We start from the raw sequence: 17,183 nt of genomic DNA on the forward strand, positions 1-17,183 counted from the left end.
CTAAGCCTGCATGGACGATGACAATTGACGAAGGAATTTAGCCGGCAGCAGCTTCACTCAGGTTCAACGGTGAACTGCAGCGGATAGCCAAGTTGAACCGCAGCATCGATAGCGCGTGTAGCCTTGGTTTCGGCGACGTCTCGCGGATAGACGGAGACAACACAGATGCCCTTCTGGTGCGCTGTCATCATCACGACCTCAGCTTGGGACTCATCCAGACGGAACTCCGCCTTCAGGATCAGGACGACAAATTCCCGCGGCGTATAGTCGTCGTTCAGCAGCATCACCTTGTAGAGCTTTGGCCGCTGCACCTTCGTCTTTTGCTTCAGTTTCGGTTTGAAATCGATCTCACTCATGACAATCGTCCAAGCTGACGCCTAAGGTTCCGCACGATGCGGTCTCACCTGAGAAATGGAAATTGTGCCGGAGAATTTCACCGGCTGCATGCTGCTAGACCCGATCCGCTCCCGATGCCGTCATCTTGAGTGACGCAGCGTCCACAGCAGGCCCATGCTTTCCCTTACTATACTGCATCGCGAAATCGAAGAAAACATGACAGCTGGAAAACTTGCCACCGTTTCGAGAAAAAACGGCAGGCAGGACTTGAAGAGATCTTATCGCACATAGCGCCGTGGTTTTGGCGCCAGACAGCCGCGAGATGAAAGGCAGGCCGTCTCCTCTGTGGCGGTTTTCCGAAAGAAGGTTGCTTTCACTAATCCGGCAACGCGGTTCCCCCGTAGATCCTTTCAGGCTGGGTACACGACAAGATCTGCGGAGGGTTGTTCGATGTTTCCTCATTTGAAGACTCAAGGGTTCCGGTGGCGCAGGTTCGCTTTCGCGCTCGCCCTGGCATTCGCTGTTACAGCACCTGCCGGCGCGGCCTTCGCCGACCTGGGTTCAGCGGCCAGGCTGCTTCCGTCTGCCGAACTGGTTGGCAAGGGCCGGATGACCTTCCTCGGCTTCAAGGTGTTTGACGCGGAACTCTATGCCCCGCAAGGCACTTATAGCCCGTCCGCCCCTTTTGCCTTGAAGCTCACCTATCTGCGCACCTTCAAGGGCAAGCAGATCGCTGAAAGCTCGGTCAAGGAAATCCGCCGGCAGGGCGGCGTCTCGGATGCTCAGCTTGCCAAGTGGCAAACCCAGATGGAAGCCCTGTTTCCAAATGTCTCCCCCGGACAATCGATTACGGGTGTACGCACCAGCAGCGGCAAGACCGAGTTCTATCTCGGCAACCAGAAGCTCGGCACGATCTCCGACCCGGCATTCACGAAAAAATTCTTCGCTATCTGGCTGGGCAACAACACGCGTGATCCTCAGTTGCGTGCGCAACTGGTCGGGTCCGGTTCGTGACAACACGATTGTCGGACGACGCTGCGGCTCTGCCAAAAAAGTCCGGTAATACTGGAAGCGTGACGCTTTCCGGCCTTGCGACCTATGGGGTCATGGCGTTTCCCCTGGCATTTGCCGGTTTGCCGATCTACCTGCACGCCCCGGATTTTTATGCCGTCACCTTGCAGCAACCCGTGGCGACGCTCGGCGCCATTCTTCTTGCCCTGCGCCTGTTCGACGCCATCCAGGATCCTTTCATTGGCAGCCTCAGCGACCGGTTTCACCAGTGGCGCGGGACTGTTCTGGCATTTGGCGCAATCCTGCTTGGCGTGGGCTTCTGGATGCTGTTTCATCCCTGGAAGGAGGCACCGCTTGTCTGGTTTGCTGCCTCCGTGCTCATCTGCACCACAGGATATTCGGTCGTCACCATCAACTACCAGACACTGGGCGGTCTCTGGAAAACCAGCGCCTCCGACAGGACCCCGGTAACGGCAGCACGGGAAGGGTTCGGGCTTGCCGGTCTCCTCATTGCGTCAGTCCTTCCCGCCGCACTGGCAACACGGACCGGCTTCGAAACGGCATTTCTCTATTTGACGCTTGGCTATCTGCCACTTTTGGCGGTCTCCTTGTGGCTGCTGTTACGATGGATGCGGTCGGCACCCCTTGAGAACCCGCAAACAGCTGGTCCGGTAATGGGTTGGTGGACCCTGTTGCGAAGCCGCTGGAGGCGTCTGTTTTTCGGACTGCTGTTTCTCAATATTTTCGCAAGCGCGATCCCCGCCGTCCTGGTGCTGTTCTTCATCCGCGACAGGCTGGGGGCCGAGAGCTACACAGGGCTTTTTCTGCTGGTCTATTTCCTGTCAGGCGTCATCTCGATGCCGCTCTGGACCCGGCTTGCCCGACATTTCGGCAAGGTGCGGGCGTGGCAAATGTCACTGGCCGGCGCCATCTTCACGTTCTGCTGGGCCGCTCTTCTGGGAGAGGGAGATCTGACAGCCTATGCGTTTGTCTGCGCCCTGTCCGGCCTGGCGCTAGGTGCTGACCTTGCCTTGCCACCCGCCATATTGGCCGACCATATCGACACGGACCGGCGACAGGGGGAAGCTTCCCGCCTGTTTGCGATTATGGCGTTCTTGTCCAAGTCCGGTCTCGCCCTTGCCACCGGCCTCACGCTGCCTTTGTTGGGCCTGTTCGGGTATCAGCCGGGAACTGCCCTCACCGCACAACTCGGCTTTCTGCTCAGCCTCACTTATGCGGGCGTGCCCTGCCTCATCAAACTGTGCGCGCTCTTGTGCCTGATCGCGTTTGAAAAGGACCTGACACAGGAAAAAACCGCCGGGTAACCCGTCCCGGCAACTCGACACGCCGCTTGCAGCCCTGATGACAAGACCGCTACCCTGCCTCAACTGCGTGCGGCAAGAGGCGAACGAAGGGAAGCCGGGCCATCGTCTTTATCGTCGACAGGCTCACTCTTCGATGCTGCCATCTTGCGCGTTGGTTCCGCCGGTTTGCGCGCCTCGTTTTGCACGGGGCCGCCGTGCTGGATCAGGCGATCGACCTGCGATGGACGCCCCAGCAGAAAGCCCTGACCTTCGTCGCAGCCTTCCTGTTGCAGGATCTCCATCTGCTCTTCAGTTTCAATGCCCTCAGCCAGCACCGGAATGTCCAGGCTCTTTCCGAGAGCCAGAACGGCGCGCACGATCGCCTTGGACTGGCGGTCCTGCTCCATTTCGCCAACAAACGCCCTGTCGAGCTTGATCTTGTCGAAGGGAAAGGTCCGCAAGGTTTCAAGCGAAGAATAGCCTGTGCCAAAGTCATCCAGCGCAAGACCGACGCCCAGATCCTTGATCTGGCGCATGATGTGCAGCGAACGGGCCTTGTCTTTCACAAGGGCGGTTTCCGTCAGCTCCAGTTCCAGGCGGTGCGGTGAAAGTCCGGTCGTCACCAGGGCTTCATGCACCAGCCGTGGCAGGTTGGTGTCCATGAACTGTACAGCGGAAACGTTCACGGCAACCCGGTAGGCAGGCTCCCATCGCGATGCGTCCTCGCAGGCCTTGTTGAGCACCCAAGCTCCAAGGGAAGCGATCAACCCGTTTTCCTCGGCAACGGGAATGAACTCGGACGGTGAAATCGGGCCGATTACGGGATGGGTCCAGCGAAGCAGGGCCTCATATCCCCGGATGCCCTGGCTGGAATTCAGCGACATCTGCACCTGATAATGGATCTCGAGCTCGCCGCGCTCCAGTGCCCGTCTCAAATCTTCTGCCAGTTGCCGCCTGTTTCGAACCGTCGCACCGATGTTGGCATCGTAAAAACAGATCGTTTCGAGAAACCCATGCTTGGCGTGATACATGGCAAGGTCGGCATTGTTGACCAGTTCGTCCGGCGTCTGGGCATCGTCAGGCCAGATCGCCGCCCCGAGGCTCGCGCCAACGATGCCGTCCATTGCCCCTATTTCGATCGGACGGGTGAAAACGCTCTCTATCCGTTTCGCAAAAGACAGGATTTCATCCTTGTCGCTGAAAGGCTTGATGGCTGCGAATTCGTCGCCGCCGAGACGGGCGATGAATTCATCATCGCGCAGGATCTGCTCCATGCGCCGGGCCAGGATGCGCAGAACCTCGTCACCCGCAGCGTGGCCAAAGGTGTCGTTGATTTCCTTGAAGCGGTTCAGATCGATCCCGATCACCGCCAGCTTCTTGCCGGGGTTCAAATACCCATCGAGATTTCCGGCAAGCTGCCTCTGGAAGCTCGTGCGGTTCGGCAAGCCCGTGAGTGCGTCATGAGCGGCAACATGGTGCAGTTGCCGCCTGGATATGGCTCGCACATTGTTATCGATCAGGAAACTCGTCAGCCCGGTGCCGACAACCAGCAGGGCAACAACGGCAATTGCCAACGCAAGGGCAAGGGCAGCACCGTTATCGACCTCCGTGAAATTCTGCGACATCGGGATGATCCGCAACGCAGTCATGCCGGTGAAATGCAGGCTTACGATCCCGGTCACCATCAGGGCAACGGCAACCCAATACCGACGAGAGCCCAGGTAGGTGCGCCAGATCAAGGTGATCGCGGCAGCGGACAGGGCAACAGACAAAAGGACGGACGCGACGATGTAGCCGAAGTCCCACTCGACGAGCCCTGTGATCCGGTAGGCGAACATCCCGGTGTAATGCATGGCCGCAAATGAAATTCCGACGAGAGCCCCACCCATGCCGGTCAGGATCTTTCCGCTACCGAGGCCGCTGACCACGAAACTGACAAACAGCCCGACAATCGCGATCACAAGCGAAATGAGTGTCAGGGCCGGATCAAACGAGACCGGAGCGGTCGGCTCGTAGGCCAGCATTGCAACGAAATGGGTGGTCCAGACACCGCCGCCACCGGCAACGGCCGCCAGAAACTGCCACCCGAGACGCTGTGTGCCTTGCGCACGCACACAACGCCGCAACAGCCGCAGGGTAACGGCCGATCCAAACAGACAAACGAGAGCTGCGAGCCCCACAAGCGCGATGTTGTGCTGATAGAAGATGCAGCCAAGCACATTGAACATGGTCGGGAATGATCCGTATAAATGCGTAGATAATCGGGTAGGTAGCACCTAAAAGTTACGGTTGAATTGACTAATTCCCGAGAAACAGATCGACCTTCTGGCCCTCCCGAGGCCGAGCCTCACCGCGTTTCAATCGACGTCGGCTCTTGCGGAAAAGGCTTGCCTCGAAAGGAGCCGCCGTGTGACCCTGCGTGAGATTGCCGCAACAGCTACCGACGCCATGACCGTACGCCCACCTCAACTGACCAGACCTGCCGACAAGGATCCGCTCTCGGCAGCGCTCGAGAACGAGATTCTCAACGAGAAGGCATCCACGCTTTCGCGGCTTACCAAAAAGCTGGAGACAGCTCTCGCCAATCTGAAATCGGTGGAAGACGGTTCCGAAACAGATAGCGAAACCCTGCAAAACCGGCTTGCCGACGCCGGTGAAGCTCTCTGGCATGTCACCATCCAGCGCGAGTTGTGCGGCTTGCGTCAGCACCGGGCCTTCTACGATTTCCTGGACGTTCCAAAGGCTGTCCGCCTGCGCATGGGGCCTGCCGCGGCCTTTCGTTCGGCACCCGGCTCCTAACAATCCACCGGGCTGTGACCGGTATCACTTCTTTGTTGATGTCCCTGCCCTAGAGACAGGAACCGGTTGCATCTTCGCGGCTGCGGTGGTTTTTTCTGGGGGCTTTTTGCAAGATGAGTTATTTACAGTCGCATCCAGCGAGCTATGTGAACCAACTGGAGCTCGCCGGCACGACCGCATTTGGTCGGCGAGAAACACAAGATAAAGCCAGGCGCAGAAAAATTATGGTGTGCAGGAAGACCCGTCATCTCGGCCGAATTTCCAGACTGGTGACTGGATGTCTGGTTTTTGGCCTGCTCCTGGCTCCTTTGGCGCTGCCCCTCGCGACAAGTACGACCGTGCAAGCCCAATCCGTGCGGGTGGTGCCGGAAGGCAACCGGTTCAAGAGCCAGCCGAAGATCCCCTTCGCCTCTTCGCGCCGTACCGCCGCCTCCAAATCATCCTACGATGCCAAGTTCGACAAGGTTCTGGCCGTATTGAAGCGTGATCGCCGCCTGATGGGGTCCATCAAGCGCGTGGCCGCCCGCTACGGCATCGACCCGATCCACATCATCGGCGCCATCGTCGGCGAACACACCTACAACTACGACACGCTCGACAGCGCCCAGTCCTACTACGTCAAGGCTCTCGCCTATGCCGGCATCCGCTTCGACTTCGAGCTGAACGGAGTGCACGTCGACAAGTTCGTCGAACGCCCGGAGTTCGAACGCTGCCGCAAGGACCATGTTCAGAAAAGCTCGGACCGCCGCTGGTCCTGTTACGAGAACGTCTGGAACGGCAAGTTTCGCGGCCGTTCGGTTGACGGCGTCCGTTACCCGAAAAAGAACTTCAACGAAGCGTTCTTCCAGCCGCTCTATTCCGGCCAGAGCTTCGGCCTTGGCCAGTTGAGCCCGCTCACGGTCCTCAAGATGACCGACCGGGTTGCCAAGCAAAGCAACTTCCGCAAGCTGACGGCAGCCGATTCAGAGGCAGTCTACAAGGCCACCATGGACCCGAACATCTCGCTGCACTACATGGCCGCGATCATCCAGGACTCCATTGCCGCCTATAAATCCGTCGGCAAGGTGGATATTTCGAAAAACCCTGGCCTGACCGCGACGCTCTACAATCTCGGCGATCCCTGGGGCCGGGCTGCGAAATACCGCCGCAGCGGCCAAAGCTGGCCGCAGGAAAACTACTACGGCTGGCTGGTCAATGATCGCATCGACGATCTGAGAGCCCTGCTCTAACAGGTAAAGTCATTAGCCGTCGCCCTACCGGCGCAGCAGGACCTCAGGCAGCATCAGATTTCTAGTCTTCCAACCCGCCGAGGGCTGCCCGAAGCGGGCAATCCCTCGCCGGATCAAGGCATCACCGCACCTCAGGTCAGGAACGGATTGGTCTCACGCTCATGGCCAATCGTCGAGGCCTGGCCGTGACCAGGAAGAAAGGCGACATCGTCACCAAGCGGCAGCAGCTTTTCGCGGATCGACTTGATCAGGGTCGCATGATCGCCGCCCGGCAGATCCGTGCGACCGATGGAGCCGGCGAACAGAACATCGCCGGAAATCGCGAAACGCAGTTCCTTGTCGAAGAACACCAGGTGGCCGGGTGAATGGCCCGGGCAATGCAGAACATCGAACATCCGCCCGGCGATTTCCACCTGGTCGCCTTCAACCATCCAGCGATCCGGCATCACGGGTTTGACGCCTTCCACGCCAAATTGCACCGCCTGGTCGGCCACCCTGTCGATCAGCATCTGATCGGCTTCGTGTGGCCCCTCCACCGGCACCTTCAGCGCTTCGGCCAGGTCGGCCGCACCGCCAACGTGATCGATATGACCGTGCGTGAGAACGATCTTTTCGACATTCACGCCCTGCTTGTTCACGGCTGCCAGGATCTTGTCGACATCGCCGCCCGGATCAACCACCGTTCCGCGCATGGATGAAGGGTCCCAGATGAGCGAACAGTTCTGCTGAAACGGCGTAACGGCAATCACCATCACCTGGATTGGCGGCATGCCGTCTTCCGGATTTTCATCCCCACCGGAGTTCGTCGTGTCCTGCGCCATGGTAGCCTCCTTCAACAGCGGCCTCGCACGGCCCATTGTAACAAATACGGGACAACACCATCCGGTGTCGTGTTTCTGGTCAATCGCGGCTTCACCTGGCCGCGTGCATTTCGTACAAGATGTATGGACCTGTTGGAAGACGCCAAGCACATTCGGATAGCCGGAGCTGATGACGCCACGACTGTTGACATTGCTGATGACTGTTGCCGCAGCGCTTTTGGGCGCTTCGAGCACAATGGCGCAGCCTGGCCGGACGACGCCCAGCTTCGAAAGCTGGACGGTCGATTGCGGCAATACCGGCGTGTGCTTTGCCTCCTCGTTCACCCGCAGCCAGTCGGTCTGGGTCGATGTGCGCATCGTCCGCGACTGGCAGGCGGAGGCCCAGCCTCTTGTCCGTGTAACCACCAACACTGAGCTGCCCAAGGACGGCACCTTGAAGTTCGAGGTCGACGGCGCTCCGATCGAGGCGCTGCCGATCGAACAGCTGCGTGAGATGCAGCCGGCTGTCAATCCGCCAGCCGGCTTCCGTCCGCTCGGTGGAGAAGGCTTCTGGTATCCGACAGGCCCGGCGACAACGACGCTGCTTGACGCCATGCGCAAGGGCAAGGAACTCACCATCAGCGTACCTGCGACCACCGGAACCGACCCGGTCGCGGTACCCGTCCCCCTCCTCGGCCTCAAATCCAGTCTGTTGTGGCTCGACAATCGCCAGGACCGCACCGGCACCGTTGCAGCCATCGTCTCCCCCGGCACCGACCCTGCCAGGGACGCCCCGCACGCCATTCCGCTGATGAGCGCCGACCAGCTCCCGCCGGAAGTGGCTGCCGTCTGGTCTGCCAACCGCCTGTGCTCTGAAATCGACCCGACCATCTTCGCCAGCCTGAATGCCGTTCGGGTGCCGCTTGCCGACAGCGCCGCGCTCTACATCATCCCCTGCGGGGCTCCAACCGCTTACAACAGCCCCTATGTAGCTGTCCTTTCCGGCAAGGACGGTGCAGCCCGTCAGGTGCATGTCGCCCGCATGTCGGAAAAGGGTCCGGTCGCAACAGATCTCATCTACAACGCAAGATGGATTCCGGCCGATCAACAGCTCGTAAGTTACTTCAAGGGTTCAGGAGTTGGCGAATGCGGCCTGTGGAACCGATGGGTGTGGAACGGCACCGGCCTGGTGCTGCTGGAAGAAGCGGCCAGGAAAACATGTGACGGTACGGAACCTGACTTGTCCAATTGGTCAAGTACCTGGCCTCCGAAAAACGCTTCCAATTAGCGCCTGCACCAAGGATTTTCTTGCGATTTTCCCTGTCCCGCCCTTATGATGATAACGCAGCGGCTGGAGAGGGATGTGGCAAGATTGTTTCAACCCGATCCCAGAATGTTGATCAGACGCACGGAGTGCGCCTGAGTGTGGTGACTCGACTGTGAAGGCGGGTGAGGTTGGTCGTTATGTGCCGAAAGGGCGCAACAATTAAGGTGATTCGGTAATGCACGATGGTGATTCGGACCGGCGGTCGCGTGGTCGGCGCGGCGGCAAGCGCGAGTTTGGCGGTCCGCAAGACTTCGGCAGTGATTTTGGCGGAAGCGAGTTCGGTGGAGACTTCTATGGCGGCGGCCGGGATGGCGGCTACCGCGGCGGACGCGACAATGATTTTGGTGGCGGCTACGGCCGCGACGACAATAAAGAAGGCGGCTATGGCGGCGGCCGGGGCGGTTACGGCGGCGGTGGTGGCCGTGGTGGCTACGGCGGTGGCGGCGACCGCGAAGGCGGTGGCGGTTACGGCGGTGGCGGTGGCCGTGGTGGCTACGGCGGCGGCGGACGTGAAGGCGGCGGCTATGGCGGCGGCGGACGCGAAGGCGGCGGTTATGGCGGCGGTGGTCGCGATGGCGGCGGTTATGGCGGCGGCGGCGGTGGCCGTGGCGGATACGGTGGCGGCGGTGGCCGTGAAGGCGGTTACGGCGGTGGCGGACGCGGCGGATATGGCGGCGGCCCGCGCGAAGGCGGCGAAGGCGACGGCTTCCGTCAGCAGCGCCCCCGGCGCGACATGCCCCCGGTCGAGCGTGGCCCGCGTCAGTCTGGCACCGTGAAGTTCTTCAAGAACGACAAGGGTTTTGGCTTCATCACTCCGGACGAAGGCGATGCGGATGTGTTCGTGCACATTTCCGCGGTCGAGCGATCCGGTTTTGCCGGCCTGGACAGCGGACAGCGGGTGTCCTTCGAGACCGAACCGGATCGTCGTGGCAAGGGCCCCAAAGCGGTCAACCTGCAGGCGCTTGAAGAAGGCGACGCACCGCAGGAAGACGACGGCGGACCTGCCGAAGAATAAGCTCCCCTAGCCCCTGCCACACAGAGGCTTGAGAGCATGAAGCAAGTGGGCGCAGCCTTGCTGCGCCCACATTCTTTTTACCGACAATGCCGGCACCGCCTCCCCCGACCTGACTTGGAGCCGTGCCGGTTTCCCTAGATCCTCAGCAGTAGCTGCAATCAACGGATCCAGCGGACATCTTTCCACTTCCTGCCGAAGCCCCTATAAGGCGGGTCCGAAATCCACCGTGGTGCCCCATGCTTGCCGTTTCATCCGATACCCTGACCATCCGACCGTTCCTGCCGGGCGACCTCGGCGCGTTGCTGCCGCTGAACAATGCTGCTGTTCCGGCCGTCAACGAACTGACGGCCGAAGAACTGCTTGATCTGGTCAATTCCGCCCTTGTCTGTCTTGTTGCAGTCGTGGACGACACGCCTGCCGGTTTCCTGCTGTGCCTGGGCGACGGCGCCGGCTATGACAGCCGCAATTATCAATGGCTGAGCGAACGCGTTTCAAATTTTGCCTACACCGACCGGATCTGCGTCGACGAGAGCCTTCGGGGCAAGAAGATCGGCGACGCCCTTTACGGCGCGCTGTTTGAACGTTTTGCCGGCAGTGGTCGTGTTTTCGTCTGCGAAGTCAACGAACGCCCTGCCAACCCGGGCTCGATACGGTTCCACAGCCGTCTCGGTTTCTCGGAAATCGGCAAGGCAGACCACGGCGACAAGGCAGTCATCTTCTTCAAGCGCGATGCTGAACCTGCCTCCGGGAACCAGTCCGAATGAACTACCGCCATGCCTATCATGCGGGAAACATCGGCGACGTCCTGAAACACGTCGTGCTGGCCCGCCTGATCGCCTATTTCCAGCGCAAGGACAAAGCCTTCCGCATCCTCGACACCCACGCGGGCATCGGTCTTTACGATCTCAATTCGCAGGAGATGCAGAAGACAGGTGAATGGCAACTGGGCATCGGCAAGGTGCTTGAGGCCGATATTCCGCCTCAGATAGCCGAATTGCTTGCTCCCTGGCTGACGGCAGTGCGCGCGCTCAACGGCGGCGACGCGCTGAAGGTTTATCCGGGCTCGCCCATGGTCGCACGGCAGTTGATGCGAAAGCAGGACCGCCTGACGCTGACGGAACTCCACCCGGCGGATTTCAAGACGCTCGCGGAGCGGTTCGCGGGAGACCATCAGGTCAAGACCATCCACCTGGACGGCTGGCTTGCCATGGGAAGCTTTCTGCCCCCCAAGGAGAAACGCGGTCTTGTGCTGATCGACCCCGCCTTCGAGGTGACGGACGAATTCTCCCGCATGACCGACGCCGTCGTGAAGGCCTACAGGAAATGGCCAGGCGGCACCTATGCACTCTGGTATCCGATGAAGGATGTCAGAGCGATCCGGCGCATGCATGGCGACTTCGACGAAGCTGGCCTGCGCGACGTACTGAGCCTCGACCTCAACGTTGGCAAGAGCGGCCCGGACACCAGAATGCTCGGTTCGGGCATGACACTGATCAACGCCCCTTTCACGCTTGCGGAGGAAATGCGTCTGGTTCTGCCCTGGTTGTGTGACGTCCTGCACCAGGGACCCGGCACCAGCTGGAACGTAACGCAGCTGATCGGCGAATAAAGCCCCTACAGTGACACTTTTACCGGGATCGAACCTTGACCTTCCGACCCGGCTCCCCCATCGTCTCCTACACAGTTTGATTTCCGGAGTTTATGCCGTGAGTATTGCCCGATCCGTCTGCTTGACCCTGTCAGCCTTGGCCTTTTGCGCAAGCTTGGCTGCACCGGCTGCCGCGAATGACGACCGTGTCTACTTCTCGTTTGGCAGTGACAAGCGCTTGCCGGATTGCACGGCCGCATCCGTTCAAAGTGCCGTCGCAGGCACCGTCGCCCGGGCTCGCAAGGACTATTACGGCGGTCGCACGATCCTGAGCATCGACGGCATCAGTGAAGTCAACAACAGCGGCAATGACGTCAGCCCGATCGAGCGCCGCTACTGCAAGGGCACGGCCAGCCTGTCGGACGGCACCATTCAGTCCGTCCACTACATGGTGGAAGAGCACGCCGGTTTCGTCGGGCTCAGCTGGAATGTGGAAGCCTGCCTCGCGCCTCTGGACAAGTGGCGGGTCTACGGCGACCATTGCAGTACGGCGCGCCCGCACTAAGGCCACGGCCTCCCCAAGAAGGTTGATCCATGGCGCTGCTCGGCCATATCGGAAGACTGTCCGCCTGCCTTCTGGCGGGACTTCTGAGCCTGCCAGCTTCAGCTGATCAGTCCGGAAAATTCGATTTTTATGTCCTCGCCCTGTCCTGGTCGCCGACCTACTGCAAGCAACAGGGCGCGGATGTCAATCCGCATCAATGTGATGTCTCCAAGCCCTTTCGCTTCGTCGTGCATGGCCTGTGGCCCCAATACGAGCGTGGCTTCCCGGAAAGCTGCCCCGGCGCGCCCAAGCGCATCGACCGGCAAATCGCCGTTTCGATGGAAGACATCATGCCAAGCCACAATCTCGTCTTCCACGAGTGGCGCAAGCATGGCACCTGCTCCGGCCTGACGCCGGAAGACTACTTCGACCTCACCCGCGAGGCTTTCGACAAGATCACCATCCCCGGGGCCTTCCGCACACTCGACAAGCGCGGCAAGGCCGCACCCGATACCGTTGAGAAAGCCTTCCGGCTTGCCAATCCGGGCCTCAAGGAGGACGGGCTTGCCGTCACCTGCGACCGGGGCGAACTTGAGGAAGTCCGCATCTGCCTCACGCGGGATCTGGAATTCCGTGCCTGCCGCGAGGTCGACAGATCCGGCTGCCGCGCCGGCAGCCTGTCCGTGCCGCCACCCGGCGCACGCTAACCGTCTTAGACACCCCAACCGCCTTCTTCTTTCAGGAGTTCGGACCCATGATGAAACTTCGCTCGTCTCCCCCTTCGCCTTTCGGCCGCAAGGTGAAGCTCGCCCTGTCCATTCTCGGCCTCAAGGGCAAGGTCGAGATCGAAGACGCCAATACCGCCGATCCCTCTGACAGCCTGCGCAGCCAGAACCCGCTCGGCAAAATCCCGGCGCTGGTCCTGGAAAACGGTGATGTTCTCTACGACAGCTCCGTCATTCTGGAATACCTCGACTTCCTGGCGGGCGGCGGCAAGCTGTTTCCGGAAGGCGAAGCCCGGTTTCCGGTCCTGCGCGACCAGACACTGGCGGACGGCATCATGGATGCGGCCATCCTTCGGGTCTACGAGAAGCGCTTCAAGGAACCGAAGTACCGCGACCCGGCCTGGGACGCCTATCAGGCAGCCAAGATGGACCGTGGCCTGAAGCACTTTGAAGACAACACGCCACCTGTTCCGGCAACCGCTGCAGACGTCAATGCCGGCTCCCTGACGCTCGCCTGCGCCCTCGGCTATCTGGATATCCGTTTTGCCGGTGAATGGCGGCAGACCCATCCGAAACTTGTGGCCTGGCTGGACGCCTTTGAAGCAGCCGTCCCCGCCTTCACCGACACCAAGGTGCCGCCTGCCCCCGTTCCGGACAACGCCCCGGCCCTGCTGCAGTAATCGCCTGCCTGCAGCAACATGCAATCAGCCGGCCCTGGTGACGCAGGGCTGGCTTTTTTTGTTCGGAGGGAGGTTCAGTGCCCCTGCTCTGCAAGCACACCAATTAACGGACCAGCGACTTGATGCTACAGTTCTGAAACAGGCGGGATGAACATAAAGGCATGTGTCTTGGTCGACATGATCTACATACCGATTTCACCGGCTGAACTCCTCGACAAGATCACCATCCTTGAAATCAAGGCCGACCGCATATCCGCTCCGGAGAAACTGGAACACGTCCGCTTCGAATTGGCTTCGCTCAGCGAGATTTACGACCGGCACATGCCTGATACGGGCCAAGTCCACACCTGGAAGGCCCGGCTGAAAAGCCTCAATGAAAGTCTGTGGAGTTTCGAAGACGACATCCGCAACTACGACCGATCGCAGGATTGCAAGGACCGCTTCGTGGATCTGGCACGACGCATTTACCAGACAAATGACAAACGCGCGGCACTGAAGCAGGAGATCAATACGGAACTCGGGTCTCGTATTGTCGAGATAAAATCATACGCCGTTGTCAGCAGTCTGCAGAAACTCCCCTTGTCCGTTCAAGACGAACACGAAGTTTGAAAACTGGTAGAAATTCGCCAATGGATCTCTCGGCTCCCGCCGCGTCCAACCGTTCGGCAGCAACTGATAGACGTCGTATTCTGGAAGCATTTCCGCGAAGTCGTTCAGCGTCCTGCTGCGAAACATCTGGTGCCAGTTGAACTCCATCTGGATGAACCGCGGCCTGATTTCGGAAAACACCCTGGCGGCCCCTTCGAACACTTCGGTCTCAAAGCCTTCCGTGTCGATCTTGATAAGATCTACCGCTGTAATTCCGGCTACCCGGCAATAGGTATCAAGCGACGTCACCCGCGCCTTCACCGTTTGCTCGTTTGTGACATAACTCACCTTCTTCACCTCCTGCGAGAAGGAGGCAAGAACAGGGTTCGTTGCATCGAAATGCAGTATCCCCTCGCCGTCGAAGTTACCAACGCCGACGTTTTCGCAAACGATCCTGTCGCCATAGGCCTGCGTGTTTCGCACCAGCTCTCCATGCGTTGAGAGCAGTGGTTCAAAGGCAATGACGTCGGCGGACGTGTAGTTCAACAGATCAAGACTGTATCGGCCGACATTCGCACCGATGTCGAAACAGAGCCTCGGTGCAGTGGCGGCCAGGATCTCTTTCACGAAGAAGGTCTCGCCGCTCTCCAGATTGTTGTAGCCCCGCGCCGACAAGGCGGCATTCAGCAGATAGTCATTCAGCTCGGCCAGATCCGGACTGTGCCGGTTGGCGATGTACCACTCCAGGAATGCCTCGGTCAGGCTGGATGCGGATGTCTGGTCTTTCATTCGCGCCGTCACCTTTCGCCCTCTCCAGTGCGTGCTCCTTGCGCCCCCTTACAGCGGGATCACCAAAGACTTTGAATTTGGGCAGCACCCTGAACTAACCTAAGGTAACTTTCGCATGGATTTGAACCATTCAATTCAAAGCAATTTCAAATCAGCCAGGACCTCACTGCCTCATGACCATGCCGGAATTCTACAGCGAGTATTCCCCGCAAGCCCTGACAGACCTTCGGGAAACGCTTGTCGGTCAGCTGAAACATGTTTTCGGACCGAGCCGGGGCGGCTTACGGCACGAGATCTGGGCCGTGGAAAAGGCCCTGGGCATGCACCAGCAGTATTTCAGCCAATCCGGCCAGGACAAGTTCCTGAACGACGAGGTTCTGAAACACCGTACAGGCGGCGTTTTCCTGGAACTTGGCGGATATGACGGGCTCACTGGTTCAAACAGTCTTTTCTTCGAAAAGGAACTTGGCTGGACCGGGCTTTTGATTGAGCCGTCACCAGCAAACTTTGCAAAGGCGACGTCCGTTCGCGGCTGCAGCTGCCTCAACGCTGCGGTCGGCTCGCCGACACCTTTCGCGGAATTCCTGGAAATCCGAGCCGGCTACACCCAAAGCGGCGGTCTGCTTGCAAACATCGCTCCGGACCTTCTGGAGAGGATCCGGCAGCATCCCGAGCACGACGAGCGCATTGCAAAGATACCGGTCCGCTCGATCAGGGAGATACTGGCAGACGCGGGAATTGAGCATATCGATTATGTGTCTCTCGACGTTGAAGGCGGCGAGATGGCTGTCCTGGAAGAGTTTCCCTTCGAGACCATCCCGGTCGAAGTGTGGACCATCGAGAACATTACCGACAGTCCCGAGATCCCCTCCTTCATGGCCGGAAAGGGATACGAGGTGATCGAGTTTATCGGCATAGACGAAGTCTACAGAGCAACGTGAACGGGACAGCACAGCAGGCCAAATGACCAGAGACCCCGGCCCACTGACGGCAGATGACTTGTACGAAATGGCGCTGCGAAGCTTCGGCCGGGAGCAATGTGCCACGGCGATTGCCTATGCCGATGCCTGCCTGAAACTCGCTCCGGATCATTTGGACGCCTGGCTGTTGCAGGCGGAGGTTCATCTACTGGAGGAGCGGGATACGGCTGCACTCGCCTGTCTTACCCGGGCTGCTGCCATCACGCCGCCAAGCATCGTCGCCCTGCACCGCCTTGCTGCGCACTATCTGCGCCTCGGACGCCCGGAAAATGCCCTGGCCGTGGCAGAACAGCTGAAAAACCTGCAGCCGGACGATCCTGAGATAGACTATGTCCTGGCCGTCGCCCGCTCGAGATCAGGCTGGCATGGCGAGGCATTCAACATCTTTCAGAGGCTCTTGCGCGGCGATCCGGACGATGCCGGTTCAGCTATCGAAGCCTCCTGGTTGGCTCTGGGGCAAAGGGACTATCGGCGTGGCTGGCCGCTTTGGGAGCATCGCTTCGGCGCCGGCATCACTCCGGCCGCCGTTCACCACCTGCCCTTCTGGGACGGATCTCCGCCAACGGAGAGGAAAATCCTGGTTCTGCCCGAGGGTGGGCACGGCGACATCATCTGGGCAGCTCGGTTTCTGCCAGGTTTGAAGGCTGCCGGCGCAAGCGTCCATTTCCTGTGTCCCCCGGCCCTGTCGCACCTCCTGCAGAACCTTCAAGGTGTCGACATCTGGGTCGAGAATGCTGAAGAGCTCCCTGGGTATGGCTGCGAGTATCAGATCTCGCTTCTGTCACTGCCTTATCTGCTTGGTGTCGATGATCCGTCCCGTTACCCACCTCCGCGCCTGAAGTGCGATCCGGCGTTTGCAGGAAGGCGAGACGCCTTGCTTGCAAGGGCGAGAGCACCGCTTCGTGTCGGCATCCTCTGGTCGGGAAACGTGGACTACGGTGGCAACGCGGACCGGGCAGCGCAGCTCTCGGATTTTCTGCCGCTTGCCGAACTGCCCTTCGTTCAACTCTACAGCCTGCAGAAAGGGCCGCCCCATCGCCAGCTCATCGAAGGCGGGTTGGGTGATCTTGTCATCGATTGTGACGATTTCGATTTTGCCGAAACCGCCGCCATGATCCAGTCGCTGGACGTCATCGTGATGACCGATAGTGCTGTGGGACATATTGCCGGGGCGATCGGCACACCGGTCTGGCTTCTGCTCGACACTTTTCCCCACTGGTATCACTGCTTTGAGGGAGATCGTTCGGACTGGTATCCCGGAATGCGTTTTTTCCGGCAACAGCATCCGCGTGACTGGAGCAATGTCGTCAGGAACGTAGGTGAAGCTCTGAAAGGAGTTGCGGAAAGCAGAGGCATTTTGTAACTTTATGTCAGTTTAGCACTTAAATCTTTTATAGTATTTGGTTCTTGAGGGATAAGCTTTGGTTGACCGAAAGAAACCGGGGATCGATCAAGATCTCGTAAAACT

The 17,183-nt window shown here is 59.6% G+C and carries 18 protein-coding genes; 14 read left to right on the forward strand and 4 right to left on the reverse strand.

What is annotated here, in order from left to right; all coding sequences use genetic code 11:
- Positions 1-53 precede the first annotated feature (53 nt).
- A complete protein-coding gene (clpS, locus tag Q666_RS60210) occupies positions 54-356 on the reverse strand; it encodes an ATP-dependent Clp protease adapter ClpS (protein WP_022998009.1) in 303 nt (100 codons plus the stop codon).
- Positions 357-786: 430 nt separating this feature from the next.
- Between clpS and Q666_RS60215 the strand changes: the two genes are divergently transcribed.
- Entirely contained in the window at positions 787-1,350 is a 564-nt protein-coding gene (locus tag Q666_RS60215; RefSeq protein ID WP_022998010.1) for a chalcone isomerase family protein, read from the forward strand.
- Positions 1,347-2,672 (forward strand): MFS transporter, encoded by a 1,326-nt coding sequence (locus Q666_RS60220; protein ID WP_208993781.1) that lies wholly within the window; start codon positions 1,347-1,349, stop codon positions 2,670-2,672. Before Q666_RS60215 ends, Q666_RS60220 begins: the two co-directional genes overlap by 4 nt.
- A 59-nt stretch (positions 2,673-2,731) precedes the next feature.
- Here the strand turns inward: Q666_RS60220 and Q666_RS60225 are convergent, their stop codons facing one another.
- Complete coding sequence (locus Q666_RS60225; protein WP_022998012.1) at positions 2,732-4,879, reverse strand: bifunctional diguanylate cyclase/phosphodiesterase; 2,148 nt, start codon at positions 4,877-4,879, stop codon at positions 2,732-2,734.
- Positions 4,880-5,060: 181 nt separating this feature from the next.
- Here Q666_RS60225 and Q666_RS60230 point away from each other — a divergent pair, with 181 nt between their 5' ends.
- The gene (locus Q666_RS60230) at positions 5,061-5,450 is read left to right on the forward strand and encodes a DUF6665 family protein (RefSeq protein ID WP_022998013.1); all 390 of its coding nucleotides are present in this window, start codon (positions 5,061-5,063) and stop codon (positions 5,448-5,450) included.
- Positions 5,451-5,674: 224 nt separating this feature from the next.
- Positions 5,675-6,679, forward strand: coding sequence for a DUF1402 family protein (locus Q666_RS60235; protein ID WP_031268221.1), 1,005 nt, complete (start codon positions 5,675-5,677; stop codon positions 6,677-6,679).
- Positions 6,680-6,810: 131 nt separating this feature from the next.
- On the opposite strand, the gene Q666_RS60240 is transcribed toward Q666_RS60235, so the two are convergent.
- Entirely contained in the window at positions 6,811-7,500 is a 690-nt protein-coding gene (locus tag Q666_RS60240) for an MBL fold metallo-hydrolase (RefSeq protein WP_031268222.1), read from the reverse strand.
- 169 nt (positions 7,501-7,669) lie between these two features.
- Between Q666_RS60240 and Q666_RS60245 the strand changes: the two genes are divergently transcribed.
- The 8 genes from Q666_RS60245 to Q666_RS65770 all read left to right on the forward strand — a co-directional run bounded on the left by Q666_RS60245 (position 7,670) and on the right by Q666_RS65770 (position 13,967).
- Positions 7,670-8,767, forward strand: a complete 1,098-nt coding sequence (locus tag Q666_RS60245; protein ID WP_022998016.1) for a DUF1176 domain-containing protein — start codon at positions 7,670-7,672, stop codon at positions 8,765-8,767.
- Positions 8,768-8,981: 214 nt separating this feature from the next.
- On the forward strand, positions 8,982-9,821 hold the full coding sequence (locus Q666_RS66870; RefSeq protein WP_022998017.1) for a cold-shock protein: 840 nt from the start codon (positions 8,982-8,984) through the stop codon (positions 9,819-9,821).
- A 236-nt stretch (positions 9,822-10,057) separates the two neighbouring features.
- Complete coding sequence (locus Q666_RS60255) at positions 10,058-10,585, forward strand: GNAT family N-acetyltransferase (RefSeq protein WP_022998018.1); 528 nt, start codon at positions 10,058-10,060, stop codon at positions 10,583-10,585.
- A complete protein-coding gene (gene rlmJ, locus Q666_RS60260) occupies positions 10,582-11,430 on the forward strand; it encodes a 23S rRNA (adenine(2030)-N(6))-methyltransferase RlmJ (RefSeq protein ID WP_022998019.1) in 849 nt (282 codons plus the stop codon). Before Q666_RS60255 ends, rlmJ begins: the two co-directional genes overlap by 4 nt.
- A gap of 97 nt (positions 11,431-11,527) precedes the next feature.
- Positions 11,528-11,974, forward strand: a complete 447-nt coding sequence (locus tag Q666_RS60265; RefSeq protein WP_208984223.1) for a hypothetical protein — start codon at positions 11,528-11,530, stop codon at positions 11,972-11,974.
- 29 nt (positions 11,975-12,003) lie between these two features.
- Complete coding sequence (locus Q666_RS60270) at positions 12,004-12,660, forward strand: ribonuclease T(2) (RefSeq protein ID WP_022998021.1); 657 nt, start codon at positions 12,004-12,006, stop codon at positions 12,658-12,660.
- Between the two features lie 47 nt (positions 12,661-12,707).
- Positions 12,708-13,358 carry a glutathione S-transferase family protein gene (locus Q666_RS60275; RefSeq protein ID WP_022998022.1) on the forward strand — a complete coding sequence of 217 codons (651 nt, stop codon included), beginning with the start codon at positions 12,708-12,710 and terminating at the stop codon, positions 13,356-13,358.
- Positions 13,359-13,505: 147 nt separating this feature from the next.
- Complete coding sequence (locus Q666_RS65770; RefSeq protein ID WP_286133733.1) at positions 13,506-13,967, forward strand: DUF6165 family protein; 462 nt, start codon at positions 13,506-13,508, stop codon at positions 13,965-13,967.
- On the opposite strand, the gene Q666_RS60280 is transcribed toward Q666_RS65770, so the two are convergent.
- Positions 13,902-14,735: an FkbM family methyltransferase gene (locus Q666_RS60280; RefSeq protein WP_022998024.1), complete on the reverse strand. Its 834-nt coding sequence runs from the start codon at positions 14,733-14,735 to the stop codon at positions 13,902-13,904. The genes Q666_RS65770 and Q666_RS60280 overlap by 66 nt on opposite strands.
- A 173-nt stretch (positions 14,736-14,908) precedes the next feature.
- Between Q666_RS60280 and Q666_RS60285 the strand changes: the two genes are divergently transcribed.
- Entirely contained in the window at positions 14,909-15,676 is a 768-nt protein-coding gene (locus Q666_RS60285; RefSeq protein WP_022998025.1) for an FkbM family methyltransferase, read from the forward strand.
- Between the two features lie 22 nt (positions 15,677-15,698).
- Positions 15,699-17,078, forward strand: coding sequence for a tetratricopeptide repeat protein (locus Q666_RS65250; protein WP_152533454.1), 1,380 nt, complete (start codon positions 15,699-15,701; stop codon positions 17,076-17,078).
- The last annotated feature ends 105 nt before the right edge of the window (positions 17,079-17,183 follow it).

The sequence above is a fragment of the Labrenzia sp. C1B70 genome, from assembly GCF_000475395.1.
Classification (GTDB): Bacteria; Pseudomonadota; Alphaproteobacteria; order Rhizobiales; family Stappiaceae; genus Roseibium; species Roseibium algicola.